Here is a 25,052-nt window from a genome sequence, read left to right on the forward strand (position 1 = left end):
TCAGAGGAGCAGGTCGTCGTCGGGGTCGTCCAGGAAGTCGGCCAGGCGGGTGCGGTCGTTGACGCCCAGTTTGGCGAAGATGTGCTCGATGTGCGCGTCCACCGTGCGTTTGGCTATGCCGAGCCGCATGGCGACGGCGCGGTTGGTGAGGCCGCTCGCGACGAGGCGGGCGACCTCCTGTTCGCGGCGGGTGAGGGTCTCGGGGTGGGCGGTGCGGTCGCCGCAGATGTCGCCGAGGGTGACGGCGGCGGCCGCTGCGGCCTCCCGGGCGAATTCCGTTTCGCCGAGGGCGGCGCGGGCCGCTTCGAGGGCCGGGCCGCGTAGATCGAGGCCGCAGGGGTCGCCGAGGTCGCGCCACAGCGGTTCGGTGACGGTCAGCAGCCGCACCGCGTCCGCCGGTTCGCCGAGGGCGAGGGCGCACGCGGCGAGCAGGTCGGCGCTCAACACGATGCCGAGCCGGTCGCCGAGGCGGCGCTTGGCGGCCAGGCACGCGCGGGCGTCCTCGGCCGCGCCGTCGGCGTCGCCCCAGGTGTAGCGGGCGAAGCCGCGCATCCAGACCGCGTACGACCCCAGCCACTCGTCGCCGTGTTCGGCGCACAGCCGGCGGCACTCCTCGGCGTGCTCGTAACCGGTGTCGGGGTCGCCGGTGAGGGTCCGGGCCGCCGACAGCTGGAGGAGGCAGAGCAGGCCGAGGGCCTCGTCCTGGCCCTGGTGCAGTTTGACGGCCTTCTCAAGGTGCGGGAGCGCGCCGGCCGGGTCGTCGGTGAAGAAGCGGATCTGCCCGGCGGCTTGATGGGCGTGGGCCAGGACGACGTCGTCCGGCAGGCGTTCGGCCATTTCCCACAGCTCTGTCTCCTGCGCGCGCGCTATGGCCGGCTCATTCTGTAGCAGCGCCAGTAGGCAGCGGGTGCCTAGCGCGCGCGCTCGTGCCAGTGACGGTTCGCCGCCCGGCGGCAGTACGCGGTTCAGCCAGTGCAGGCCCTCGCGCAGCAGTCCCTGCGATGTCCAGTGCATCCACAGTGAGGCGGCCATGTCGAGCGCGGTGTCCGGGTCGGTGTCCACGGCGTACTCCAGTGCGGCGCGCAGGTCGTCGTGCGCGTCCACCAGGCCGGTGGCCAGGCCGCGGAACCAGGCCAGGTGGCGTGGCCGCAGGTCCTCGGTGAGCAGTTCGGCGCCGTAGTCGCGCAGGGTGCCCAGCATCCGGTAGCGGACGCCGCCCTCCCCCTGCTCGGCCAGCACGACGGACTTGTCGACCAGGCGGGCGAGGGTGTCGAACACCTCCAGGCCCTCCCCGCACACCGCCTCGGCGGCGGCGAGGTCGAACGATCCGGCGAACACCGACAGCCGCGCCCACAGCAGCCGCTCGTCCGGCCCGCACAGGCGGTGGCTCCACGCGACGGCCGCCCGCATCGTCTCGTGCCGGCCGCCCCGGTCGCGCGGCAGGCCGAGCAGCGCGAACCGGTCGTCCAGGCCCGCCAGGAGGTTCTCCAGCGACATCGTGCGCAGCCGCACCGCGGCCAGCTCGATCGCCAGCGGGACGCCGTCCAGCCGCCGCACCAGGCGGGCGGCGAGGCGGCGCCCGGCGTCGTCCATGGCGAAGCCGGGCCGGGCGGCGGCGGCACGGTCGGCGAACAGCGCCAGCGCGTCGGGCCCGGCCTCCGATCCGGACACCGGCAGCGGGCCGACCGGCAGGACGTGCTCGCCGGGCATGTTCAGCGGCTCGCGGCTGGTGACGACCACGCGCAGCGCGGGCGCGGCGCGCAGCAGCGTCCCGGTGAGCTCGGCGCACGCGTCCAGCAGGTGCTCGGCGTTGTCCAGCACCAGCAGCGGGCCGCGCGACGCCAGGTGCGCGGTGAGCGCCGCCGCGTCGCCGCCGGGCAGCCGCAGCGCGGCGGCGACGGCGTGCGGCAGCAGCGCGGGGTCGTGCAGCGCCGCCAGCTCCACCAGCCACGCCCCGTCGGGCTCGGTGAGCTCGGCGGCGAGGCGCAGCGCGAGCCGGGTCTTGCCGACGCCGCCCGGCCCGGTCAGCGTGAGCAGCCGGCCGCGGCCGAGGATGCGGCGCGCCTCGGCCAGCTCGGCGCGGCGGCCGACGAACCGGCTGATCTCGGCGGGCAGGTTGCCGCGGGGGGCCGCGGGACGGGGGGTCACCCGGCAGTCATACCCGAGAATCACGGCGGCGGACCAGCCTGCGTGAACGCCGCCGTGTCGGCGGCAGGTACCGGGTACGGAACCACATCTGGATCTGCGCGCCGCCGAGCACCGACCGGTGGATGCGCAGGTACCCGCCGGTGGCCTCGGCGGCGCGGCGGGCGATGTCCAGGCCGAGGCCGGTGGAGCCGCCGCCGCTGCGGCCGCGCTGCAGCGCCGCGTCCGGGTCGTCGATGCCGGGCCCGCCGTCGGCGACGAGGATGCCGGTCACGCCCTGCCCCTGGTGCAGGGTGACGGCGAAGCCGGTGCCCTCGGCGGTGTGCCGGAACACGTTGCCGAGCAGCGCGTCGACGGCGGCGGCGAGCTCGCCGGCGGGCAGCGGCAGCGGCGCGGGGCGGCCGGCGCCGATGAGCTCGCAGGAGCGGCCCTCGTCCTCGGCCAGCACCCTCCAGAACCCGACCCGCTCGCGCAGCACCTTGGCGGCGTCGCAGCCGCCGCGCCCGGCCGGCTTGCGGACGGCCCGGATGATCTGGTCGATCTCGCGTTCCAGCCGGTCCACCGCCGCGCGGGTCTGCTCGGCCTCGGGGCCCTCGCCGAGCGCCTCGGCGTTCAGCCGCAGCGCGGCGAGCGGGGTGCGCAGCCGGTGCGACAGGTCGGCGGCCATCTCCCGCTCGGCCGCGAGGAGCTGCACGACGTGGTCGGCCATCGCGTTGAACGCCAGGCCCGCCTCGATCAGCTCGGGCGGCCCGTCGGGTTCCAGCCGGACGCCGAGGTCGCCGTCGCCGAACGCCGCCGAGGCGGCGGCGAGCCGGCGGGTGGAGCGGATCATCCGGGCGCCGAGCCGGTCGGCGACCGCGACCGACCCGGCCACCAGGGCGGCGGCGACGGCCGTCATCACCAGCCACGCCTTCCACACCCCGTGCGTCAGCTCCGCGCCGGGCAGGCCGACCTCCACCACCGCGGTCCGGCCCGCGTCCAGCGCGACCGGCTGGAGCAGCGCGTACCCGCCGGCGACGGGGACGGTGAGGGACCGGCCGCGCCGCACCGCCTCGGTGAGCCGTCCCGGTCCGGCGCGGGACGCCTCCCCGGCGACCGTCGAGCCGTCCGGCAGGTGCACCGCCATCCGGTGCGCGGCGCCCGCCGGGGTGCCGGCGACGGCGCGTTCCAGCGTGGCCGGGTCCTCGGTGACCGCCAGCAGCGGGCCGAGCGCGCTCGCCTGCCGCTCGGCGGCGGTGAGCGCGCGGTCGCGGGCGATCTCGCGGACGGTGAGGCCGAGCGGGATGAGGAAGGCGAGCGCGACCATCGAGGTGACGGCCAGCGACACCAGCACGAAGGTGCGCCGCACGTCCGCGCCTCAGGTCCGGGGCTCGGCGCGCGGGTCGGCCAGCCGCACCCCCACCCCGCGCACGGTGTGCAGGTAGCGGGGGGACGCGGCGGTCTCGCCGAGCTTGCGGCGCAGCCACGACAGGTGCACGTCGATGGTCTGGTCGTCGCCGTAGGCCTGCCGCCACACCTCGGCCAGCAGCTCGCGGCGCGCCACCACCCGCCCCGGCCGCGCGGCCAGGTAGGCCAGCAGGTCGAACTCGCGGCGGGTGAGCTCCAGCGCGGCGCCGTCGAGCGCGGCCTCGCGCCGGTCCAGGTCGATGTGCAGGCCGCCGACGCGCAGCTCGGCGGCGGGCCCCGAGCGGGCGGCGCGGCGCAGTACCGCCGCCATCCGGGCGCTCAGGTGCTCGGCCGAGAACGGCTTGACCAGGTAGTCGTCGGCGCCGGCGTTGAGCAGCCGGACGATCTCGGGCTCGTCGTCGCGGGCGGTGGCGATGATGACCGGCACGTCGGACACCCCGCGCAGCATCTTCAGCACCGCGCCGCCGTCCAGGTCGGGCAGCCCGAGGTCGAGGATCACCACGTCGGGGGCGGCCTGGGCGACCTCGCGCAGCGCGTCCATCGCGGTGCCGACGCTGCGGACCACGTGGGAGCGGGCGGTCAGCCCGCGGATGAGGGCGGTGCGCAGGTGCGCGTCGTCCTCCACCACCAGAACACTCGCCATGAGCGCACCGTATGCCACCTTGTGCCGACGCGTCGCGTGATGTCGCGTGTTGCTCTGGCGCCGCTCACCCGAGCCGGTGCTCGGCGGCGAACGCGGCGAGCCGGCCGGCGGCCTCGCGGGTGCGCCGCCACGGCCGGACGATCAGCCGGTGCACGCCGAGCGCCTCCCATTCGGCGACCTCGTCCGGGCCGGTCAGCCCGTAGGCGTGCACCGTGATCTCGAACGGGTCGTCCGCGCGGCCCGCCTCCTCGCGGTACTCCTGGAGCCGCTTCAGCTGCGGGCGGACGCCGTCCAGGGTCTGCGGCATGCTGATCCAGCCGTCGCAGAGGGTCGCGGCGCGGCGGAGCGCGGCCTTGGACTCGCCGCCCGCGACGATCGGCAGGCGCGGCTGCACGGGCTTCGGCTCGAACGCGACCTCGGGGAAGTCGAAGAAGTCGCCGTGGTGCTCGACGGCCGGTTCGCTCCACAGGCGCCGGGTGACCGCGATGGCCTCGTCCAGGCGCCGTCCCCGGGTGGCGAAGTCGACGCCGGCGGCCAGCCACTCCCCCTCGTACCAGCCCGCGCCGACGCCGGCGATGGCGCGGCCGCCGGAGATCTGGTCGAGGGTGGCGAACGCGCGCGCCGCGATGAAGGGGTGCCGCAGCCCGTACAGGTAGACGGCGGTGCCGAGGCGGACCCGTTCGGTGACGGCGGCGAGCGCGCACAGGTAGGCGGGCGCGTCGAACAGCGGCGTCGCGGGCTTGATGCCGGGTTCGTCGGTGCCGGGGTATCTGGCGGTGGACAGGTCGGTCGCGAAGACCAGGTGCTCGGGCAGCCACACCGAGTCGAAGCCGAGCCGGTCGGCCTGGACCGCCAGGTCGCGCCAGACGCCGGGATGGACGAGCCCGAGCGGCACACCGAACCTCATGCGGTCCTCCCCTCGGCGGCGTCGCGCCGCACGGCCTCGGGACCGCGTCCGGCCGGGTCGCCGTGGCCGCCGCCTCCCGAGGTCTCCACGATGAGCGCCTCGCCGGCGGCGAGGGGCTGGCGGGTGGCCTTGGTGCCGAGCGGCTCGCGGGTGCCGTCGGCGCGTTCGCGGTAGTAGCCGCCGGGACGTCCCGGTTCGCCGCCCGCCGCGCCGGGCGGGGGCCGCAGCAGGCGGTCGCCGCGGGTGTCGACGCGGGCGTCCTCCAGCATCCGGATCACGGTGCGGGTGCCGCGCCCGCCGCGGTGCCGGCCGGCGCCGCCCGAGCCGGGGACGAGCTCGACCCGCTCGACGCGGACCGGCAATCGCGCCTCGATCGGCTCGGCCTGCGGGACGATGTTGCGGCCGCCGCCGAACAGCGCGCCGGTCGCGTCGGCGCCGTCGTGGTCGGCGCGGGCGCCCGCGCCGCCGAGGTCGAACGACATGTGCAGCCAGGGCCGGGTGACGCCGCTGATGCTGAACGCCTGCAGGATGCCCGACGCCGCCGGTCCGCTGCCCGCCTCGGAGAGCGCGGCGAAGATCGCCTCTTCGGCCGCCGCGACCGCGCCGAACCGGCCGCCGCCGGGGAAGGGGCGGGTGCAGTGCACCAGGCTGCCGAGCGGCATCGTCACCTTCACCGGCGCGAAGCAGCCCTCGTTCATCGGCAGCGCCGGGTCGACGAAGCAGCGGATCGCGTACATGACGCCGCCGTGCGTCTGGGAGAAGCCGGAGTTGACCGGCAGCGGGACCTGCTCGTCGGTGCCGGTGAAGTCGACCTCGACGCCGCCGCGCCCGTCGGCGGTGACCGCGACCTGGATCCGGTGGCCGTCGTCGAGCCGGTACTCGCCGTGCGTGGTGCCCGCCGGAAGCGCGGCGAGGCCTTCGCGCATGCGGCGCTCGGTGTGGGCGAGGTAGTCCGCGACGCCGCGGGCGAGGCCGTCCGGGGTGTGCGTCTCGATGATCTCTTCGAGGCGGCGGGCGGCGACGTTGGCGCCGGCGATCAGCGCGCGCAGGTCGCCGACGAGCTTGTCCGGGGTGCGGCTGTTGGCGGCGAGGACGCGGACGAGGTCATCGACCAGGCCGTCCGCCGTCGCGATGCGGACCGGCGGGAGCTGCAGCCCCTCCAGGTAGACGTCGGTGGCGTCGGAGGCCATGCCGCCCGCCGACAGCCCGGACAGATCGGCGACGTGGATGAGGGTGCCGGTGAAGTACGCCGGGGCGCCGTCCACGAACACGGGCCGGAACACCAGCAGGTCGTTGGCGTGGATGCCGCCCTGGTAGACGTCGTTGAGGACGAACACGTCGCCGGGCGCCATCGTCTCGGCCGGGTGCGCCTTCAGCACGTACGGCAGGGCGCTGCGCAGGCTGGCGCACTGGATCAGCGCGGTGGACAGCGAGTGCGCGACGAGCCGCCCGCGCGCGTCCAGGATCGCGGCGGCGGCGTCGGCGCCCTCGACGATGAAGGTCGAGTAGGCCGAGCGGACGACCACGATGCTCGCCTCTTCGGCGGCGACGCAGAGGGCGTTGCGCAGGATCTCGGCGGTCAGGTCGTCGGTCATGGGCCCGCCTCCAGCAGGATCGCGCCGCCGTCGTCCACGGTGCCGCGCCAGCCGGGCGGGACCAGCAGCGACGACTGGGGTTCGGTGATGACGCAGGGCCCGGTGATCTCACCGGTCAGCCCGGCGCGGGTGAGGACGGGCACTTCGCGGAACGCGCCGTCCAGCCAGATCGGGCGCGTGCCCGGTGCGGCCCGCGGTCCGGGGGCGGGCGCCGGAAGGTCGCGGGCCCCGGCGGGCAGCACGGCGCGGACGCGCGCGGTGGTCACCTCGGCCGGGTCGCGCAGGTCGATCCCGTAGGACTCGTGGTAGCGCTTGTAGAACTCCTCGGCGGCGCGCTGCACCGTCCCCGGGGTGATCGGGCCGGGCGGGAGGTCGACGGTGAACGCGTGCGCCTGCCCGGCGAAGCGCATCCCGACCGAGCGGGTCACCGCCGCGCCGCCGCCGCCGGCCGCCAGGTCGGCGAGCGCGGCGCGCTCCAGCCCGGCGAAGGCCTCCGCCAGCGCGCCGAGCAGGCCCGCGCCGGCCGAGCAGGAGGTGAGCGCCCCGACCGGGGCGAGGAAGGTGCGGGCCCGCTCGATGGCGAGGTCGGCGTGCAGCAGCCCGAGCGCGGACCCGACGCCGGCCAGGGCGGGGACCAGCACCCGGCCGATGCCGAACCGCTCGGCGAGGCGGGCCGCGTGCGTCGGCGCGGCGCCGCCGAGCGCGACCAGGGTGTGGCCGCGCGGGTCGATGCCGCGCCGCACCGTCACCACATGCACGGCCGCGCCCATCTGCGCGTTGGCGATGTCGTGGATCGCGGCGGCGGCCTCGGTGACGCCGACGCCGAGCGGCCCGGCGACGTGCTCGGCGATCGCGGCGCGGGCCAGGTCGGCCGAGAGCGCGAAGCCGCCGAAGCCGTCGAGGTAGCCGAGGACGAGGTTCGCGTCGGTGACGGTCGGCAGCGTCCCGCCGCGCCCGTAGCAGGCGGGCCCGGGGTCGGCGCCCGCCGAGCGCGGCCCGACGCGCAGCGTCCCGGCGTCCGCCCAGGCGATCGAGCCGCCGCCGGAGCCGACCTCGGCCAGGTCGATCGCGGGCACCTTGATCGGCACGCCGGTGCCGGGGCGGCGCCCGCCGAAGCTGCCCTTGCCGCCCACCTGGAACTCGTGCGTGATGCCGGGACGGCCGCCGCGCACCAGCCCGGCCTTGGCGGTGGTGCCGCCCATGTCGAAGGAGACCAGGTCGGCCAGGCCGCGGCGGGCGCCGAGCCGGGCGGCCGCGACGACGCCCGCCGCCGGGCCCGACTCGATCGTGTAGACGGCGCGGGACGCGGCGAGCGCGGCGGGCAGCACGCCCCCGGCCGACTCCATCACGTGCACCGGCGCGTCGATGCCGAGGGCGCGCAGCCGCCCGCCGAGCCGGTCCAGGTAGGACGCCATGACCGGACCGACATAGGCCGACATCAGGGTGGTGGTGGCCCGCTCGTACTCCCCGATCTCGGGCCAGACCGCCGAGGAGGCCACGACCGGCGTCCCGGCGGGCAGCCGGGCCGCGACGATCTCGGCGAGGCGCTCCTCGTGCGCGGGGTTGGCGTAGGAGTGCAGCAGGCAGATCGCGACGGCCGCCACACCCTCCCGCGCGATCCGCTCGGCCACCTCCTGCGCGGCCTCCTCGTCCAGGGGATGCAGCACCTCGCCGGCGGCGGTGATCCGTTCGGGCACGGTGAAGGTCCGGGAGAGCGGGACGGGCGGCTCGGGCTGCACGTACGCCAGGTCGTAGCGGTCCTCCTCCACCCGCGCCTGGCGGCCGAGCGCGAGCATCGACCCGAAGCCCTCGGTGGTGACGAACGCGACCGGCACCCCCGTCCGCTCCAGGATCACGTTGGTGGCGAGGGTGGTGGCGTGCACGAACCGCCCGACGTCGCCGGGCGCGACGCCCGCGTCCCCGAGGACCTGCTCGACCCCGTGCAGCAGGCCCTCGGCCGGATCGCCGGGAGTGGTGAGGGTCTTGGCGACGTGCACCCGGCCGTCGCCGCCGATGAGGACGACGTCGGTGAAGGTGCCGCCGACGTCGCTGGCGAGGGTGACGCTCATGGCAGCCGCGCGGTCGCGGGGCTCTCCAGCAGGGCGGCGCGCAGCCGGGCGCGGTGCAGGCCGTCGTCGCCCCAGGCCGGGCGGAGCGCCCAGACGCGGTTCAGCCACAGCCGCAGGTCGAGCTCGTCGGTGTAGCCGATCGCGCCGTGCACCTGCAGCGCGGTGCGGGCCGCGCGGTGCGCGGCGCGGGAGGCGGCGAGCTTGGCGGCCGACACGTCGCGGGCCGCACCCGGCGCGTCGTGCGCGAGCGCGTAGGCGGCGCGGTAGACGAGCGGCGCGGCGAACTCCAGCGCGACCGCCACGTCGGCGAGCTGGTGCTTGACCGCCTGGAACGAGCCGATGACCTTGCCGAACTGGCGGCGCTGCCCGGCGTACCCGACGGCCTCCTCCTGCAGCCGGCGGCCGAGGCCGAGCAGCTGCGCGGCGGTGGCGAGCGCGGCGTGGTCGAGCGCGGGCGACGTCCAGTCGCCGGGCGCGGCCGTCAGCGGCCGGGTGGCGTCGACGGACGGGTGCGGGGTGAGGTCCAGCTCACCGTGCGGTGCGACCAGTGCGCCGACCACGTGCAGGTCGGCCAGGTCGGCGTCGGGCAGGTACGGGCTCGCGACCGAGACGACCAGCGTCCCGGCGGCGATCTCGGCGAGCCGCGCGGCCGGGACCAGCAGCGGCGCGGCGACGGCCGTCTCCACCAGCGGGCCCGGCACCGCGCACCGGCCGGTCTCCTCGAACGCCAGCACGGTGTCCAGCGGGGTGAGGCCGAGGCCGCCGTACTGCTCGGGGACGTGCGCGCCGAGCAGCCCGACCTCGGCGAGCGCCCGCCAGCCGGGGCCGGGCCGGGGGCCCGAGCGCACCGCCTCGGGCGGGCAGGTCTTCTCCAGCACCTCGCGGACGGCCCCGGCGAGCGCGCGCTGGTCTTCGGTGAACGAGAACCTCATCGTGGCAGCCCCAGGACGCGTTCGGCGATGATGTTGCGCTGGATCTCATTGGTGCCGGCGTAGATGGGGCCGGCGAGCGCGAACAGGAAGCCGTCCAGCCAGCGGCCGGCGAGCGGCGCGTCCGGGCCGAGCAGGTCCAGCGCCAGCTCGTGCATCCGCAGGTCCAGCTCGGACCAGAACACCTTCATCAGGCTGGAGGCCGCGCCGAGCTCCGCCCCCTCGGCGAGGCGCGCGGCGGCCTGGAAGGTGTGCAGCCGGTAGGCCTCGCTGTCGGACCACGCCTGGACGGCGGCGTCGCGCAGGGCCTGGTCGGCGCTGTCGCGGGCGAGCTCCAGCAGCCGGTCGGCGGTGGCCATGAAGCGGCCGGGGCTGCGCAGCGTCAGGCCGCGCTCGGAGCTGGTGGTGGCCATCGCGACCTTCCAGCCCTGCCCGATCCCGCCGAGGACGCCGTCCGCGGGGACGAACACGTCGTCGAAGAAGATCTCGGCGAATCCGGCCTCGCCGTCCAGCTGCGCGATCGGCCGGACGGTCACCCCGTCGCTGTCCAGCGGCAGCATGAAGTAGGTGAGGCCGCGGTGCCGCTCGGATCCGGGATCGCTGCGGAACAGCCCGAAGCACCAGTCGGCGTGGACCGCGCGCGAGCTCCAGGTCTTCTGGCCGTTCAGCCGCCAGCCGTCGCCGTCGGGGGCGGCGGTCGCGCGCAGCGCGGCCAGGTCGCTGCCGGCCTCCGGCTCGGACCAGGCCTGCGCCCAGACGTCGTCGGCGCGGACCATGCGCGGCAGGTGCCGCCGCTTCTGCTCCTCGGTGCCGTAGGCGAGCAGCGTCGGGGCCAGGAGGAAGATCCCGTTCTGGGTGACCCGGCCCGGCGCGCCGGCCGCCCAGTACTCCTCCTCGAAGATCAGCCAGTCGATGAGATCGGCGCCGCGCCCGCCGTACTCCCGCGGCCAGGAGACCGCCGCCAGCCCGGCCCCGGCGAGCGTGCGCTCCCACTCCCGGTGCCGGGCGAAGCCCGCGGCGGTGTCCATCGAGGGCAGCGGGTCCGCGGGCACGTGCTCGGCGAGCCATGCCCGGACCTCGGCGCGGAACGCGCGCTGCCGTGGGGTGAAGGTGAGATCCACACGACCTCCGCAGAGAACCAACCTAGCGACCGCTTGGTACGCTAGCGCCCATGATGCTCCAGGGCAAGGTCGCCGTCATCACCGGCGCCGGTCCCGGCCTCGGCCGGACCCTCGCGGTGCTGGCGGCGCGCGAGGGCGCGGACGTGGTCGTCGCCGCGCGCGGCAAGGACGGCCTCGACGCGATCGCGGACGCGGTGCGGCGCGAAGGACGCGAGGCGCTCGCCGTGCCGACGGACGTGGCCGTCCCCGATCAGGTGCGCCGGCTGGCCGCCGCGACGATCGACCGGTTCGGCCGGGTCGACGTCCTGGTGAACGCGGCCTTCCCCGGCACCCACCGCAAGAACGTGCTGGACATGGACGACGCCTACCTGGAGCAGTGGCGCGCGGCCGTCGAGACCGCCGCCTACGGGACGCTGCTCGCCTGCCGCCACTTCGCCCCGCACATGGTGGCCGCCGGCGCGGGCTCGATCGTCAACATCACCTCGATGTCCAGCCGCACCGGATACGCCGGGCGCTCGGACTACGCCGCCGGGAAGGCCGCCGTCCACCTGCTGTCGCACTGCCTGGCGGGCGAGCTCGGGCCGGCGGGCGTCCGGGTGAACTGCGTGGCGCCGGGCTGGATCGCCGGCGACGTCCTGGACGACTGGATGCGCGCCCGCGCCGAGGCCGAGGGCGCCACCTTCGAAGAGGTCCGGACCCGCGACGTGGCGGCCATGGCGCTGCGCCGCATCGCGACCGAGGAGGACGTCGCCCGCGCGGTCCTCTTCCTCGCCTCCGACCAGGCCAGGGCCACGACCGGCGCGACCATCGACGTCAACGGCGGCCAGCTGTTCACCTGAGTTCGAAACCGGGCGTGCGCGGGTAGTCACCCTCTGCCGGGACGCGGGGGCGGCTCACGAGAGGTTCCCGCATGCCCCTGGACGAACGGCGGCGGGCCGCGCTGGCGAGCGTGGTCGGCACGTCGATCGAGTGGTACGACTTCTTCCTCTACAACACCGCCGCGGCCGTCGTCTTCAAGGACGTCTTCTTCCCCGGCGCCGGGCGGTACGCCGGCACCCTGTCGGCGCTCGGCACCTACGCGGCCGGGTTCGCGGCCCGCCCGGTCGGCGCGGTCATCTTCGGGCACTGGGGCGACCGGCTCGGCCGCAAGGCCACGCTCATCGTCACCCTGGTGCTGATGGGCGTGTCCAGCGCGCTGATCGGGGTGCTGCCGGGCACTCGGACGATCGGCGTGGCGGCGCCGGTGCTGCTCGTCGTGCTGCGCCTCGTGCAGGGCGTCGCGGTCGGCGGCGAATGGAGCGGCTCGGTGCTGCTGTCCATGGAGTGGGGCGACCGGCGGCGCGCCGGGCTGATGGCGAGCCTGCCCCAGATCGGCGTGCCGATCGGGCTGATCCTCGGCACCGGCGCGATGACCGCGCTCGCCCTCACCGCGCACGACGCGTTCACCGCGTGGGCCTGGCGGCTGCCGTTCCTGTTCAGCCTGGTGCTCGTCGGCATCGGGCTGTGGGTCCGGCTGCGGGTCGCCGAGACGCCGCAGTTCGCCGAGGTGGTGCGGCGCGGCGAGGTGGCGCGGGCGCCGGTGCTGGAGGTCCTCCGGCGCTACCCCGGGCGGATCGTGCTGTGCGCGCTGCTGCGCTGCTCGGAGCAGATGCCGTTCTACATCTTCACCTCGTTCGCGCTCGTCTACCTGGAGGACTCGCTCGGCGTCGCGCTCGGCGCGGTGACGGCGGCGGCCGCGGTGGAGCTGGTCGCGGTCCCCTACTTCGGGCATCTCGGCGACCGGCTCGGGCGGCGCCGCGTCTACGCGACGGGCTCGGTGCTGCTGGCGCTGGCCGCGTTCCCCTACTTCGCCCTGCTCGGCAGCGGGGTGCCGCAGGTCGTGTTCGCGACGGCGATCGTCGCGCAGCTCACCCACTCGGTGCAGTGCGGGCCGATGCCCGCGATCATCGCCGAGGTCTTCCCGGCCCGGCTGCGCTACGCCGGGTCGGGCGTCGGGTTCCAGCTCACCTCGCTCATCGCGGGCGGGCCGGCGCCCCTGCTGGCGACCTGGCTGCTGCACGACTACGGCGCATGGGCGATCTCGGCGATGATGGTCGCCGCCGCCGCGATCAGCCTCACCGCCCTCGCGCTGCTGCCGGGCCTCAGCCCTGTGGCATCACGAACATCGCGGTGGCCTGTACCGTGGCCTTCCCGTCCGGGCCCGTGATGGCGGCGTCCACGTAGGTCTTGCGGCCGTCCACCCGGGACACCTTCGCCTCGGCCGTCAGCGGGACGCCGTGCGGCGTCGGCCGCCGGTAGCGCAGCTCCAGCGTCGCGGTCATGCCGGGCGTGCCGTTGACGGCGGCGGCCGCGCCGAGCAGCTGGTCCAGGATCAGCGCCGAGACGCCGCCGTGCACGAACGACGGCGGCCCCTCGTAGACGTCGCTCAAGGTGAACTCGGCGCGGACGCCGCCGCCGTCCGGCACGATCTCCAGCAGCACCGGCGGCGCGATCGGGTTCAGCTCGCCGCTGACGGGGTTGGCGAGATGGCGGAGCCTCCCGTCGGCGCCGAGCGCGGCGACCGGCGGGTGCTCCCGGCGGGCCGCGGTGAGCCGCGCGGTGAGCGCCGCGATCTCGGCGGCGACCGCGTCCGCCTCGGCCGGGTCGACGTCCGTGTGCACGACGGCCTCGGTCAGCTCGCGCACCCGGGCGGCCAGCCCGGTGAGCGCCGCCACCTGCGCCTCGTCGGGCGCGTGCCGCTCCCGCGCGGCGAAGTCCCGCCGCATGACCGCCTCGGCCCCGCTCATCCCGCCTCCAGGTTTCTAGCCGAACTGGATTCTAGAACGTGTTCTCCCGGTAGGGGCGCCCTTCCCGGTCACGGGATCGGGGCCGCCGGCCAGGCGACGGTCTCCAGCTCGCCGAGATCGGCCAGCGTCACCCGGTCCTCCTCGGCGAGGACACGGATGACCTCGGCGGCCTCGTCGAGCGTGACGTGGCGGCCGTACGAGCACTCGGCCTCCTGGTCCAGGGTCTCCATCCAGAACCGCGCCGGGCCGCTCTCCCAGGCGCCCTGGACGACCGCGCCGGAACGGCTTTCGCAGACGATGAAGTTGCCGTCCGCGGGAACCAGGTCGTAGAGCAGGCCGCGGCAGGTCTCGAAGTCCATGGGGAGGTCTTCGTCCGGGGTGTTCCTGGTCCGGTCGTAGTGCCGCACGCGCAGAGGCGCGCCCTCCGCCTCCGCGGCGGGAAGACGACGCCGCCAGGTGAGCGGGACGTGGATGCGCTTGTTCACATTGCCGTACCACTTGGCCGCCAGTCCCCGCCGGTGCAGGGCCACGATCACCTGCTCGGCGATTGCGACGACGTCCCCGTCCTCCTGGAAGGTGCCGAAGGCCAGGTACACGCCGTGCCCCTCGATCGCGCCGTCCACGTCCTGGCCGTGGCAGAAGACGAACCCGCGCGGCTCCTCCCCCGCGGGCCGCTCGGCGCCGATCTCGGTGAAGCCGCAGGTCTGGCAGCAGGTGAAGTCCGCGCGGGCCACGATGCCGGCCGCGTCCAGGTCGCGGAACGCCGCGAGGAGCCGCTCGGCGTCCAGCATCCCCGTCCAGCCGCGCTGCTCGACGCGATAGGACGCGAGCCCGGCGGCGGCCACCTCGCGGACGAGGTTCTCGGACAGCTCCTCGTCATCGAAGTACTCGACCGCCTCCTCGACGATCTGGTCGATGTCGGACTCACCACGGGCGAGCGCGCTGCGGACGTTCTCCTCGAGCTGCTCGCGCAGCTCTGCTTCCTCTTCGGTCACGCTGGGATTATCGCCATCCGCGGTGACATTCCGGGGCCGTATCGGGCACTCAGCCGAGGTAGGCCGCGCGGACGGCGGGGTCGGCGCGGACGGCGGCGGGCGGCCCGTCGGCGATGACGCGGCCGAGGTCCAGCACGACGATGCGCTCGCAGGCGGCCATGACGAAGCCGACGTCGTGCTCGACCAGCAGCACGGTGGCGTCCAGCCCGGCGACGACCGACGCGAACCGTTCGGCCTGCGCCGCGTCCAGCCCGGAGGTCGGCTCGTCCAGCAGCAGCACGGCCGGGTCGTCGGCGATGGCGCGGGCCAGCTCGACCATGCGCCGCTGCCCGATCGGCAGGTCGGCGGCGTAGGAGTCGCGCAGGCCGCCGATCCCGCAGCGGTCCAGGGCCTCGGCGGCGCGGTCGCGGCGCGCGTGCTCCAGGCGGCGGCGCCCGCGCCAGCCGACGAGGTCGGCGGCGAGGCCGCCCCCGCCGCCGCGCCACTCCATCGCGGCGAGCACGTTGTCGAGCACGGTGAGCCGCCCGAACACCTGCGGGCGCTGGAAGGTGCGGCGCACGCCGAGCCGCGCGCGCCGCACCGCGCCGGCCGCCGTCACGTCCTCGCCGCGCAGCCGGACGGTCCCGGAGGTGGGGCGGCGCAGCCCGGTGACGACGTCGAACAGGGTGGTCTTGCCGGCGCCGTTCGGGCCGATCACCCCGCAGGTCTGCCCCTCCGGCACGGCGAAGCCGACGCCCGCCAGCGCGTGCACGCCGCCGAACCGCACCTGGACGTCCGCGACCTCGATCACCGGTCCCCCGATCTGTCGTTCGCGGGGGGATGTCCCCCCGCGCCCCCCGTGGCAAGAGGGCGGCTTCGCCGGTCGGCGCCTTTGTCCGCCAGTCCGAGATAAGCCGAGGTCAGCGTGTCCTGGTCGACCTCGGCGCGGGCGCCGGACCAGGTGATGCGGCCGAGGCTCATGAACGCGACGGTGTCGGCGAGGGCGAGCACCTCGCTCGCCTTCTCCTCCACCACCAGCAGCGCGACGCCGCGGTCGCGCAGCTCGCCGAACAGCTCGAAGACCTGCGCGACGACGCGCGGCGCGAGGCCGAGCGACGGCTCGTCGGCGATCAGCACCCGCGGCGGCCGCACCAGGGCCGGGGCGAGCGCGAGGATCTGCTGCTCGCCGCCCGACAGCGCCCCGGCGGCGACGGCGCGGCGTTCGGCGAGGCGCGGCAGCCGCCGGTAGACCTGCGCGCGGTCGGCGGCGGACGGCAGCCAGAGCGTGAGGTTCTCCTCGACGGTGAGGGCGGGGAACACCCCGCGTCCCTCGGGCGCGAGATAGAGGCCGTCGCGGGCGCGGCGGTGCGGGGGCAGGGCGGTGACGTCGGCGCCGTCCAGCAGGACGCGCCCGGCGGCGGGCCGCAGCACGCCGGCGGCGACGGCGCAGGCGGTGGACTTGCCCGCCCCGTTGGCGCCGAGCAGCGCGACGACCGTGCCCGCCGGGACGGCGAGGTCCACGCCGCGCAGCACGGTGGCGTCGCCGTAGCCCGCGACCACGCCTTCGAGGCGCAGCACGCCCTCGCCCGCCTCGGCGGCGGGGGCGATCGGCTCGGGCCGGGCGCGGCGGCGCCGGTGCTGAAGGTGGTGGCGCAGCCCGGCGAACTGGGCGAGGACGCCGTCGGGGTGGCGGGCCAGCACCATGCCGCCGAGCCCGAACAGGATCATCCCGACGTACTGGGAGTCGGTGACGTAGCCGAGGACCTCGGGGAACAGCGCCATGACCAGGCCGCCGAGCACCGCGCCGCCGATCCGCCGCACGCCCTGCAGCACCACCACGGCGAGCCACACGAAGCCGGTGAGGGCGGGCAGGTCGGTCGCGGTGATCTGGCCGTTGAAGGTCGCGTACAGCACGCCGCCGAGCCCGGCGATGCCGGACGCCAGCGCGAACAGGGTGATCTTGGCGCGGGTGGCGGAGATGCCGGCCGCCTGCGCGGCGGCGGGCGCGGAGCGCACGGCGAGCACGGCGCGGCCGGAGGCGGAGCGTTCCAGGTTGCGCACCAGCAGCGCGACGAGCCCGATGAGCGCGAGCAGCAGCACGATCCGCACCCGCGCGTCGGTGGTGTCGGCGAACCCGAGCGAGAACGCGGGCAGTTTCCAGCCGACCGTCCCGTTGGAGAACGCGTCGATCTGGAACAGCACCTGGTCGGCCAGCAGCGCGAGCGCGAGGGTGGCGAGGGCGAGGACGCGCCCGCCGAGGCGCAGCGCGGGCAGCGCGACGAGCACCCCGGCGGCGACGGCGGCGAGCACGCCGATGAGCAGCGCGAGCGGGAACGGCAGGCCCTTGCTGAAGGCGAGGCCCGCCGCGAGCGCGGCGAGGGCGGCGAAGGTGGCCTGCGCCAGGTTGACCATTCCGCCGAGGCCGGTGACCACGACGAACGAGCAGAAGACCAGGGCGAGGACCAGGCCCTGCGCGACGAGGCCGGCCCAGTAGTCGTCCGGGCCGCGGGTGCACGTCCACGCCAGCAGCGCGGCGAGCGCCACGCCCCAGGGCAGCGCGCGCCGCCAGCGGGGCAGGCCGGCCAGGTGGTCGGGCGGCGGCGCGTCCTCGGCGATGGACCCGGCGGCGCGGCCCCGCGCCCGGCCGAGGACGAGCAGCCCGCCGAACAGCAGGATCGCCGGGACGGCGGTGCGGAACCCGGTGACCTTCTCGGCGAAGTCGGCGTATCCGGCGACCAGGTTCTGCACGACGCCGAGCGCGAGCCCGGCGGCGAAGCTGACCGGGATGGAGCGCAGCCGCCCGAAGACGGCGGCGGTCGCCGAGGCGAACAGCAGCACGGTGAACGCGTTGGCGTCCAGGCCGAGCGCGGGCACGGCGAGGACGCCGGCGAGCCCGGCGAGCGCGGCGCTCAGCATCCACGCCTGCGCCGAGGCCGCGTCCGCGTCGACGCCGCGCAGGCACGCCAGGTCGCGGCCGTCAACGGTGGCGCGCATCCGCAGCCCGAGCGGGGTGTGCCGCAGCAGCGCCCACAGGGCGGCGGCGGCGAGCACCGCCAGCACGAACGTGGTGACCTGGTCGGAGTCCAGGGTGACGCCGGACAGCGGGTGCCAGGTGTGCACCGGGCGGGGGCCGAGGCCGCGCGCCGCCGCGCCCTCGGTGACCTTCGGCAGGTCCGCGCCGAACGTCTCCACCAGCACGTCCACCGTCCACAGGCCGAGCGCGGGCAGCGCGATCGTCAGCCCGATGGTGGCGACGATCTGCGCCGTCTCGCCGGACCGCGCGAGGCCGCGGAACATCAGCCGGTGCAGCGCGTAGCCGAGCAGCGGCGCGAGCACCCCGGCCGCGACGGGTCCGGCGAGCCACACCGGCCAGCCGGCGCCGGCGGTCAGCTCGAAGAACACCAGCGCGACCAGGAACCCGATGGCGCCGTGCGCGAAGTTGAACACACCGGTCGCCGAGTAGGACAGCGTGAGCCCGGCGGCCAGCAGCGCGAAGATCGCGCCGGTGACCAGGCCGCTCAGGACGTAGCCGAGGAGCTCCACGGGCTCAGAGGGTGGTGTTGTCGAAGCACTTGAGGTGCTGGGCGACGGTGAACCCGCCGTTCTGCAGCCGCACCAGCGCGCCGCAGCCGTTGGAGGCGGTCTTGGCGGCGGGGTAGCTGATCCGGCCGAAGCCCTTGTTCTCGTAGCTGAAGGCGTCGGCCGCCTTCAGGAAGGAGTCGCGGGTGAGGTCCTTGCCGGTCTTCTCCAGCATCTTCAGGAACACGTCGGCCGACCAGTAGCCGGTCGCGGCGTGCTGGTCCAGGGACGCGCCGACCTTCTGCAGGTCGGTCTTCATCTGGGCGATCTCCGGCAGATCGGACTCGTACGGCTCGAACTGCGGCGCGGCGTAGACGCCGTCCAGGGCCTTGCGGGCCTGCGGGTCGGCGACGGCCTTCGGGTCGTAGGACGTCGCGTCGGTGATGAGGCCCGTGAACCCGGCCTGCTTCAGCGCGGCGTAGAGGCCGGAGTTGAACTTGCCGCCCGCCATCACCGACACCAGCACGTCGGGGGCCTTCCCGCCCGCGCTCTTCATGATCTTGTTGACGTAGGGGGACCAGTCCTGCGGCGGGGCCTGCGCGGGCAGCGCGGCCGAGGTGCCGGCGAGGGTGAACCCGGCGGCGGTGAACGACCTGCCGATCGTGGTGAGGCCGTACTTGCTGGCGGTCGAGTCGGTCGCCTGGATCCAGGCCGTCTTCCCCTTGCCGCCGCCGAGCTGCGCGGCGACCTGGTTGCCCCACCAGGTCTGCGTCTGCTGGCCGGGCTTCGGCGCGAGGCAGCCGTTGAAGCCGAACGCGGTCGCCTTGCCGCACCAGAACGGCCCGGTCGCCCAGCCGAACCAGGGCACCTTCTGCTGCTCCAGGAACTCCGCGCCGCCGAACTGCGGCGCGCTGACCGGCAGCAGCGCGAACACCTTCTCCTTCTGCACCAGCTTGCGGGCGGCGGCCGCGCCCTTGTCGGGGGACATGCCGTCGTCCTCGGCGCCGACGAAGTCGATCCTGCGGCCGTGCACGCCGCCCTCGGCGTTGGCGCGGGCGAACCGGGCCTTGGCGCCGAGCTCGGCGCCGCCGGTGGAGTAGCCGGTCGGGCTGGTCACGGTGAGCACCCCGCCGACCTTGATCGAGGAGGCGGTGACCCCGGCCGAGCCGCCGCCCGCCGCCCCCTTGCCGGTGGCGCAGGACGCCGCCAGGGCGGCCGTGAGGCCGAGGGCGAGGACGCGGAAGGGGGTGGACGTCGTCATGCCGCCTCCAGGCGATACAAACCTAGCGCTCGTTTGGGCTGGAGCGTAGGTTCGGTGGCGCGGGACTGTCAACGGCCTGATCTGGCGACTCTCCCCCTCGACCAAGCAAGTGCTTGCTGTTAGCGTGATCCCGTTCCGGACGCGTGCACCACGGAGGGCTGACGACGTGACGACCACGACGATGCGGGCGGCGCTGCTGCGGGAGTTCGGCGCTCCCCTGCAGGTCACCGAGGTGGCGGTCGCCGCCCCGGCGGCCGGCGAGGTGCTGGTGCGGATCGCCGCCTCCGGCGTGTGCGGCTCGGACCTGAAGGCCATCGACGGCAAGAGCCCCGTCGTGACGCACCTGCCGTGCGTCCTCGGCCACGAGAGCGCCGGCGTGGTCGAGGCGGTCGGCCCCGGGGTGGCCTCGGTGAAGCCGGGCGACCACGTCGTCATCGCGATGAACGGGCCGTGCGGGCGCTGCCGCAACTGCGTGCGCGGCCGGGTGCACCTGTGCAGCGGCAAGGCCCGGATGACCGCGATCATGGGCCTGATGGCCGACGGCTCGACCCGGCTGTCGGCCGGCGGCGAGGTCGTCCGCCCCTACATCGGCATCGGCTCGTTCGCCGAGAAGACCGTCGTGAACGAGGCGATGTGCGTCAAGGTCGGCCCGGACGCGCCGCTGGACCTGCTCGCGCTCACCGCCTGCGGCGTCGTCACCGGCGTCGGCGCGGTGCTGAACACCGCCCGGGTCGAGCCGGGCGCGAGCGTGCTGGTCGTCGGCTGCGGCGGCGTCGGGCTGAACGTGATCCAGGGCGCGGTGCTGGCCGGCGCCACCACGATCATCGCCGCCGACGTCAACGAGGCCAAGCTGGAGCTCGCCGAGCGGTTCGGCGCCACGCACACCGTGCTCGCCGACGACCTGCCGAAGCAGGTCGGCGCGATCGTGCGCGGCGGCGCCGACTACGCCTTCGACGTCACCGGCGTCCCCGAGGTGCTGACCAAGGCGTTCGCGGCGACGCAGCCGGGCGGCACGACGGTCATGGTCGGCAGCCCCGCCGCCGGCCAGGACCTGCAGATCCCGCCGGGGCAGCTGTTCGGGTCGCGGCGCCTCATGGGCACCCAGGGCGGCGACGCCAACCCCGCGCGCGACCTGCCGCTGCTGGCCGACCTGTACCGGCGCGGCCGGCTGGACCTGGCCGGGCTGGTCAGCGAGCGCGTCCCGCTGGACCAGATCAACGAGGCCGTCGCGCACGTGCGCTCCGGCGCGGTCGCCCGCTCGGTCGTCATCTTCGGCTGAGCGTCCCGGCGACCGCCCACGTCCTGCCGTTCTCGCGGCCGAAGTAGCTGAACCCCATCCGGCCGGCCGCCTGCCGGGACAGCAGGATGGTCCCGGAGTCGACGCACCGGTCGGCCCTGACGGTGATCTCCTCGTGCAACGTCAGGGCCTCCGGGCCCTGTTTGACCAGCGTCGCCACGCCCGAGCAGCGCTGCTTGGCGTAGCTGACCCGGCCGCGCGCCTCCCCGGCGGGCAGGACGAGCGACACCGTCAGCTTCGTGCCGTTGCTCTGCTCCAACGTCCCCTTCCACTTCCCCGCGAACTTCTCGGGGAAGCGCAGCGGCGCCGGGGAGTGCACCGCTGGCCGGGGCTTGGGAGGCGCGGCGTCGTCCTGGTCCATCAGGACGACGCCCGCCGCGGCGGCGACCACGGCGATCGTTCCCGCCGCCGCCACGGCCACGCGCTTCCCGCGCCGCCGCCGCGCGGGCGGAGCCGGCGCCGGCGCGACGAGCGCGGGCGGCGCCTCCTCGCCGAGCAGGGCGCGCAGCACCTCGGCGGCCTTCGGACGCCGCGCCGGGTCCTTGTCCAGGCAGCGCGCCACCAGCGCGCCGAGCGCACCGGTCAACCCGCCGAGATCGGGTTCGCCGTCGCGGATGCGCAGCAGCACCGCGTGCAGCGCGTCGCTGCCGAACGGCGGCCGCCCGCAGGCGGCGAAGACCACGGTCGAGCCCCAGGCGAACACGTCGGCGGGCGGTCCCGCGCGCTCCCCCGCCACCTGCTCGGGCGCCATGTAGGCGGGCGTGCCGATCATCCCGTCGGCGGTGATGGTGGCGCCGTCCAGCGCGCGGGCGATGCCGAAGTCGATGACCCGGGGGCCGTCCGGCCCGAGCAGCACGTTGTGCGGTTTGAAGTCGCGGTGCACGATGCCCGCCTGGTGGATGGCCGCGAGCGCGGTGGCGGTGCCGACCGCGAGCCGCTCCAGCGCGCCGCCGCTGCGCGGCCCCTCGGCGCGCACGACCTGGCTGAGCGACGGCCCGTCCACGAACTCGCTGACGATGAACGGCTGGGCACCGTCGACGTCGGCGTCCAGGACGGCCGCCGTGCAGAACCGCGCGACGCGCTTGGCGGCGTCCAGCTCCCGCAGGAACCGCGCCCGCGCCTCCGAGCCCGGCTCCAGGCCGGTGCGCAGCAGCTTGACCGCCACCGGGCCGCCACCCGGTGCTTCGGCCCGGTACACCACGCCCTGGCCGCCCTCGCCGAGCCGGCCGGTCAGCCGGTAGGACCCGAGCCGGACCGGATCGTCCGGGCGCAGCGCTTCACCGACCGACATGTCCGCCCCCGCCCGCCTCACCCTGGATCGTGAAGAATGCTAGCGGCGGGTGAGCGGGCCGATCACCGCCCAGGTGCGGCCCTTGGACGTCGCGGAGTAGTTGAAGGTGACGGCGCCCGCCCCCGCCGGGGTCAGCGTGATCAGCCCGACCGGCACGCAGCGGCCGGTGGTGATGTTCTCGCGCACCGTCAGTGCCCCGGCGGCGTCGTTGATCAGGGTCAGCGTCCCCGTGCAGCCGAACGTCGGATAGGTGACCGCGCCCTGCCGCGCCCCGGCGGGCAGGGTCAGGTCGACGGGGAAGACCTTCCCGTCGTTCTGCTTGACCTGCCCGCCCCACCGGCCCGCGTAGGCCGCCGAGAAGCCCGGCGGCGCGGCGGGGTCCGACGTGGCCTCGGACGGCGTCGAAGCCGGGGGCGCGGAGGCCGGCGCCGGCGAGGACGCGGGCGGGGACGACGGTGGGGCCGCGGCCGCCTTGGGCTCGTCCTTCGCCTGCGACCCCTTCAGCGCGAGCACCGCCACCACGACGGCCGCCGCGACCGCGATCACGGCGGCCGACACCGCGACGACGGTGCCGGTGTTGCGCCGCGCCGGTTCCCGCCGCGCCGGCTCGGCGGGCGGGTACGCGTGCTGCCGCACCGTCGGCTGCGCGAACGGCGGGGCGGTCGGGGGCTGCTCGGCGACGGCCGCGCCGGCCAGCAGCGTGGCGGGCGGCAGGGTGCCGTCCCCCTGCGGCGCCTGCTCGCCGAGCAGGGCGCGCAGCACCTCGGACGCGGCCGGGCGCCGCGCAGGGTCCTTGTCCAGGCAGCGCGCGGCGAGGTCGCGCAGGGGCCCGGCCAGCCCGCCGAGCTCGGGCGTGCCGTGCAGGATGCGGCCGATCACCGCGGGCATGTTGTCGTCGCCGAACGGCGGCCGCCCGCAGGAGGCGAACACCATCGTGCCCGCCCAGGCGAACACGTCGGCGGGCGGCCCCGCGCGCTCCCCCGACAGCTGCTCGGGCGCCATGTAGGCGGGCGTGCCGACGACGCCGCTGGCGGTGAGCGTCACCCCGTCCAGGGCGCGGGCGATGCCGAAGTCGATGACGCGGGGGCCGTCGGAGCCCAGCAGCACGTTGTGCGGCTTGAGGTCGCGGTGCACCACCCCGGCCTGGTGGATGGTGACGAGCGCGGTGGCGGTGCCGACCGCGAGCCGCTCCAGCGCGCCGCCGCCGCGCGGGCCCTGGTCGCGGACGACCGCCTGCAGTGACGGCCCGTCCACGTACTCGCTGACGATGTAGGGCCGGTCGCCCGCCACGTCGGCGTCCAGCACCGCCGCCGTGCAGAACCGCGCGACCCGCTTGGCGGTCTCCAGCTCGCGCAGGAACCGCGCCCGCGCGTCCCGGTCGTCGCCGAACCCGCTGCGCAGCAGCTTGACCGCGACGGTCTCCCCGGCCGGGCCGCGGGCGGCGTAGACGATGCCCTGCCCGCCCGCGCCGAGCCTGCCGAGCAGAGTGTAGGAACCGATCCGCTCGGGATCGTCCGGGTGCAACGCCTCGCCTGCGGCCATCGGCCCTCCAGCCCGGTACGCGGTAGATTCCTGCGAGATCTTCCACAGGCTCGAGGAGCACGATAGTGACGAACTGGGTCCCGCCGACACAAGATGGCGATGATCGGCCTCCTCCCTACGACCAGCCCTACGGGCAGGCCCCCGGCTACGGGCCGCCGCCCGGTTATGGGCCGCCGCCCGGGTACGGCCCGCCGCCCGGATACGGGCCCTTCGGCGAGCAGGGGCCCGAGGGGCAGCCGCCGCCGCGGCAGGGAAGCGACGAGATCACCTGGGCCCTGTTCGCCTACCTCGGCACGCTGCTGGTCGGCTTCCTGGCGCCCCTGGTCATCTACTTCGTGAAGAAGAACGAGTCGCCGTTCACGCGCTTCCACGCCGCGCAGTCGCTGAACTACCAGATCACGCTGTTCATCCAGATGTTCGTGCCGCTCATCGTGCTGGTCCCGATCGCCATCGCCATCGACAACCCCGTGCCCATACTGCTGGTCGTGCCGGTCTTCCTCTTCCACATGGTCGTCCAGTACGTGGTCCTCATCATGGGCGCGGTGAAGTCGGGCAAGGGGCTCTACTACCGGTTCCCGGCCTTCATGTGCTTCCGGATGGTCCGCTGAGCCGGCACAGGCCGCGCCGTCACAGGAAGGCGCGCGCGTACCCGTCCAGGACGGGCAGCACCTCATCGCGGGTCCCCGGCGGGACGCGCAGCACGACCTCCTCGATGCCGAGCGAGGCGTAGTAGTCCAGCTTGCGCGCGGTGGGCAGCGTCCCGAACGGGACGACCGGCACCATGGCGCGCCCGGCCGCCGCGCAGGCGGCGCGCAGCGCGGGCAGCGCCTCGCGGATGCCGGCGCCGCCGATCGGGATCCAGCCGTCGCCGTACTCGGCGATGTGCGCGAACAGGGTCGGCCCGGCCGCGCCGCCGACCAGCACCGGAATGCGCGCGGTCGGCTTCGGCCAGGACCAGCACGCCGCGAAGTCCACGAACTCGCCCTTGAACGAGGCCTGCTCGGCCGTCCACAGCTCGCGCATGGCGAGCACGTGCTCGCGCGTCATCGCGCGCCGCCGCTTCCAGGGCACGCCGTGGTCGGCGGCCTCCTCCACGTTCCAGCCGTAGCCGACGCCGAGCCTGAACCGGCCGGGGGCGAGCCGCTCCAGCGTCGCGACGGCCTTGGCGGTGACGATCGGGTCGCGCTGCGCGGGCAGGCACACGCCGGTGCCGAGGACGATCCGCCCGGTCACCGCCGCCGCCGCGGCGAGCGCGACCAGCGGGTCGGGCATCCGCCCGTACTCCTCCGGCAGGGTGTCCACCCCGGTCGGCGGCGGGGTCTCGCGGGAGACCGGGATATGGGTGTGCTCGGGCACGTACAGCGAGGCGAAGCCGCGCGCCTCGGCCTCCCGCGCCAGGTCATGGGCCTGGACGGTCCGGTCGGTCATGAACATCGTGATTCCCAGCCGCATCCCGGTGGCTCCTCTCGACGGGCGACACGCGTCACACCCTAATGAGTTAACCAAGCGATTGCTCGGTCCTGCTCATTTGATGTAGCGTGCGCTTGTTCGGCAAGCCCGGCGGGG

Annotated in this window: 20 protein-coding genes; 4 read left to right on the plus strand and 16 right to left on the minus strand. The window is 75.4% G+C overall.

From position 1 onward, the window contains the following. From ACRB68_RS04770 to ACRB68_RS04805, 8 genes are all read right to left on the minus strand, one after another. Entirely contained in the window at positions 1 to 2,148 is a 2,148-nt protein-coding gene (locus ACRB68_RS04770) for an ATP-binding protein (protein WP_328593756.1), read from the minus strand. Positions 2,149 to 2,155: 7 nt separating this feature from the next. Then, entirely contained in the window at positions 2,156 to 3,493 is a 1,338-nt protein-coding gene (locus ACRB68_RS04775; RefSeq protein ID WP_328593757.1) for a sensor histidine kinase, read from the minus strand. 9 nt (positions 3,494 to 3,502) lie between these two features. Beyond that, the gene (locus tag ACRB68_RS04780; protein WP_153530987.1) at positions 3,503 to 4,195 is read right to left on the minus strand and encodes a response regulator transcription factor; all 693 of its coding nucleotides are present in this window, start codon (positions 4,193 to 4,195) and stop codon (positions 3,503 to 3,505) included. A 64-nt stretch (positions 4,196 to 4,259) separates the two neighbouring features. Then, positions 4,260 to 5,102, minus strand: a complete 843-nt coding sequence (locus ACRB68_RS04785; RefSeq protein ID WP_153530988.1) for a TIGR03619 family F420-dependent LLM class oxidoreductase — start codon at positions 5,100 to 5,102, stop codon at positions 4,260 to 4,262. Continuing rightward, positions 5,099 to 6,697 (minus strand): hydantoinase B/oxoprolinase family protein, encoded by a 1,599-nt coding sequence (locus ACRB68_RS04790; protein ID WP_153530989.1) that lies wholly within the window; start codon positions 6,695 to 6,697, stop codon positions 5,099 to 5,101. Before ACRB68_RS04790 ends, ACRB68_RS04785 begins: the two co-directional genes overlap by 4 nt. After that, positions 6,694 to 8,766 (minus strand): hydantoinase/oxoprolinase family protein, encoded by a 2,073-nt coding sequence (locus tag ACRB68_RS04795; RefSeq protein WP_153530990.1) that lies wholly within the window; start codon positions 8,764 to 8,766, stop codon positions 6,694 to 6,696. Before ACRB68_RS04795 ends, ACRB68_RS04790 begins: the two co-directional genes overlap by 4 nt. Next, positions 8,763 to 9,698: an acyl-CoA dehydrogenase family protein gene (locus tag ACRB68_RS04800; RefSeq protein ID WP_153530991.1), complete on the minus strand. Its 936-nt coding sequence runs from the start codon at positions 9,696 to 9,698 to the stop codon at positions 8,763 to 8,765. Before ACRB68_RS04800 ends, ACRB68_RS04795 begins: the two co-directional genes overlap by 4 nt. Next, positions 9,695 to 10,816: an acyl-CoA dehydrogenase family protein gene (locus tag ACRB68_RS04805; RefSeq protein ID WP_328593758.1), complete on the minus strand. Its 1,122-nt coding sequence runs from the start codon at positions 10,814 to 10,816 to the stop codon at positions 9,695 to 9,697. Before ACRB68_RS04805 ends, ACRB68_RS04800 begins: the two co-directional genes overlap by 4 nt. A 50-nt stretch (positions 10,817 to 10,866) precedes the next feature. On the opposite strand from ACRB68_RS04805, the gene ACRB68_RS04810 reads away from it, so the two are divergent. Continuing rightward, complete coding sequence (locus ACRB68_RS04810) at positions 10,867 to 11,655, plus strand: SDR family oxidoreductase (protein ID WP_153530993.1); 789 nt, start codon at positions 10,867 to 10,869, stop codon at positions 11,653 to 11,655. Positions 11,656 to 11,726: 71 nt separating this feature from the next. After that, positions 11,727 to 13,022 carry an MFS transporter gene (locus ACRB68_RS04815; RefSeq protein WP_153530994.1) on the plus strand — a complete coding sequence of 432 codons (1,296 nt, stop codon included), beginning with the start codon at positions 11,727 to 11,729 and terminating at the stop codon, positions 13,020 to 13,022. Here ACRB68_RS04815 and ACRB68_RS04820 read toward each other — a convergent pair. The 5 genes from ACRB68_RS04820 to ACRB68_RS04840 form a co-directional block, all read right to left on the minus strand. Next, a complete protein-coding gene (locus ACRB68_RS04820) occupies positions 12,958 to 13,602 on the minus strand; it encodes a PaaI family thioesterase (RefSeq protein ID WP_153530995.1) in 645 nt (214 codons plus the stop codon). The genes ACRB68_RS04815 and ACRB68_RS04820 overlap by 65 nt on opposite strands. A 68-nt stretch (positions 13,603 to 13,670) precedes the next feature. Then, positions 13,671 to 14,597: a DUF6891 domain-containing protein gene (locus ACRB68_RS04825; RefSeq protein ID WP_153530996.1), complete on the minus strand. Its 927-nt coding sequence runs from the start codon at positions 14,595 to 14,597 to the stop codon at positions 13,671 to 13,673. Positions 14,598 to 14,646: 49 nt separating this feature from the next. Beyond that, positions 14,647 to 15,387 (minus strand): ABC transporter ATP-binding protein, encoded by a 741-nt coding sequence (locus tag ACRB68_RS40445; RefSeq protein ID WP_328593759.1) that lies wholly within the window; start codon positions 15,385 to 15,387, stop codon positions 14,647 to 14,649. Further along, entirely contained in the window at positions 15,384 to 18,119 is a 2,736-nt protein-coding gene (locus ACRB68_RS04835; RefSeq protein ID WP_328593760.1) for an ABC transporter permease subunit, read from the minus strand. Before ACRB68_RS04835 ends, ACRB68_RS40445 begins: the two co-directional genes overlap by 4 nt. A gap of 4 nt (positions 18,120 to 18,123) precedes the next feature. Next, positions 18,124 to 19,356, minus strand: coding sequence for an ABC transporter substrate-binding protein (locus tag ACRB68_RS04840; RefSeq protein ID WP_153530997.1), 1,233 nt, complete (start codon positions 19,354 to 19,356; stop codon positions 18,124 to 18,126). 181 nt (positions 19,357 to 19,537) lie between these two features. Here ACRB68_RS04840 and ACRB68_RS04845 point away from each other — a divergent pair, with 181 nt between their 5' ends. Then, on the plus strand, positions 19,538 to 20,635 hold the full coding sequence (locus ACRB68_RS04845) for a zinc-binding dehydrogenase (RefSeq protein ID WP_153532293.1): 1,098 nt from the start codon (positions 19,538 to 19,540) through the stop codon (positions 20,633 to 20,635). Here the strand turns inward: ACRB68_RS04845 and ACRB68_RS04850 are convergent. Further along, complete coding sequence (locus ACRB68_RS04850; protein ID WP_153530998.1) at positions 20,622 to 21,944, minus strand: serine/threonine-protein kinase; 1,323 nt, start codon at positions 21,942 to 21,944, stop codon at positions 20,622 to 20,624. The two genes, ACRB68_RS04845 and ACRB68_RS04850, sit on opposite strands and share 14 nt — an antisense overlap. Before the next feature lie 39 nt (positions 21,945 to 21,983). After that, a complete protein-coding gene (locus ACRB68_RS04855) occupies positions 21,984 to 23,486 on the minus strand; it encodes a serine/threonine-protein kinase (RefSeq protein WP_153530999.1) in 1,503 nt (500 codons plus the stop codon). Between the two features lie 65 nt (positions 23,487 to 23,551). On the opposite strand from ACRB68_RS04855, the gene ACRB68_RS42365 reads away from it, so the two are divergent. Further along, the gene (locus tag ACRB68_RS42365; RefSeq protein ID WP_328593761.1) at positions 23,552 to 24,094 is read left to right on the plus strand and encodes a DUF4870 domain-containing protein; all 543 of its coding nucleotides are present in this window, start codon (positions 23,552 to 23,554) and stop codon (positions 24,092 to 24,094) included. Positions 24,095 to 24,113: 19 nt separating this feature from the next. Here ACRB68_RS42365 and ACRB68_RS04865 read toward each other — a convergent pair whose 3' ends face one another. Further along, positions 24,114 to 24,938: a TIGR03619 family F420-dependent LLM class oxidoreductase gene (locus ACRB68_RS04865; protein WP_153531000.1), complete on the minus strand. Its 825-nt coding sequence runs from the start codon at positions 24,936 to 24,938 to the stop codon at positions 24,114 to 24,116. Positions 24,939 to 25,052: the final 114 nt, after the last annotated feature.

Origin of the sequence: Actinomadura macrotermitis (assembly GCF_009604375.1) — a bacterium.
GTDB classification, from domain to species: Bacteria; Actinomycetota; Actinomycetes; order Streptosporangiales; family Streptosporangiaceae; genus Spirillospora; species Spirillospora macrotermitis.